1 protein-coding gene is annotated in these 1,231 nt (G+C 66.2%); it reads right to left on the reverse strand.

Annotated features, from left to right (window positions below):
* Positions 1–10: 10 nt before the first annotated feature.
* A complete protein-coding gene (locus tag ORI94_RS35195) occupies positions 11–1,171 on the reverse strand; it encodes an IS30 family transposase (RefSeq protein WP_266083183.1) in 1,161 nt (386 codons plus the stop codon).
* Positions 1,172–1,231: the final 60 nt, after the last annotated feature.

Genomic DNA, 1,231 nt, shown 5'->3' on the forward strand with positions numbered 1-1,231 from the left:
GGCGGTGGAGTCAACCGGTTGATGCAACAGCTGCCGCGAGCCTATCAGCGGGAGTTTCGAACCCGAGGGTCTGCCGGGGGCGGGTGTTCAGCTTGAGGGCGACGGCATCCAATTCGGCCTGGGTATATCCGGACAGGTCGGTTCCCTTGGGAAAGTACTGGCGGAGGAGTCCGTTGGTGTTCTCATTCGATCCCCGCTGCCAGGGGCTTTTCGGATCGGCGAAGTAGACCTTGACGTCGGTGGCCATCGTGAACCGCTTGTGGTCGGCCAGCTCAGTACCCCGGTCCCAGGTCAGTGAAGTCATCAACCCATCGGGCAGATACCGGACTTGATGACTCAGTGCGGAGATCACACTGGTGGTGTCCTTGCCTGCGACCCGGACGAGCATGACATAGCGGGAGTGCCGTTCGACCAGTGTCGCAATATGACTGTTCTTCGCACCGGTGATCAGGTCGCCTTCCCAGTGGCCGGGAACAGCCCGGTCCTCGGCCTCGGCCGGACGCTCGCGGATGGAGACCGCGTCACGGATGCAGCCTCGCTGCTGACCTGCGGTGGAGGCGTTCTTCGAGCGGCGCATCGTGCGCCGGCGGCGCAGATGGGAGACGAGCTCCTTCTTCAGTACGCCTCGGGCCTGGATGAACAAGCTCTTGTAGATCGTCTCGTGAGACACGTACATACCGTCCTCGGGCGCGAAGGCGCGGGCGAGCCAGCCTGCGATCTGACGCGGCGACCAGTCTTCCTTCAGCTTGCCCGCGACCGTGTCCCGCAGGGCCGGACTCTGTTGCAGCAAACAGGACTTCGGGCGCCGGGCATTGCCCCAGGCCCCTTCGTCCGCGTGAGCGGCCCGGTACTTCTCACGCCCGCCGTGACGTCCCACCTCGCGGCTGACCGTGGACGGTGCCCGCCCCATCCGGCCCGCGATCGCCCGGAAGGAGTCGCCAGCGGCCAGACCCCGGGAGATCTCCTCCCGCTCCGCCAGCGACAGCACTCCGGCCGATCGGGTCCTGGCCGCCGGGACGAATCCGCCGTTCGCCGCGACCACTCCGTGGATCGACCCGGGCACCTTGCCCAGCGCACGCCCGATCTCGCTCAGCGACTGCCCGTCCCGCCACCGTCGCCACACTTCACGCTTTTGCTCGTCCGACAGCCCCGGACGCCCGATTCTCGCCACCCAGCAACACCTCCAGCAGCAGTTCTACCTGGGATGTTGCACCGACCCATTGACCTCACC

Origin of the sequence: Streptomyces sp. NEAU-W12 (assembly GCF_026242095.1) — a bacterium.
GTDB lineage: Bacteria > Actinomycetota > Actinomycetes > Streptomycetales > Streptomycetaceae > Streptomyces.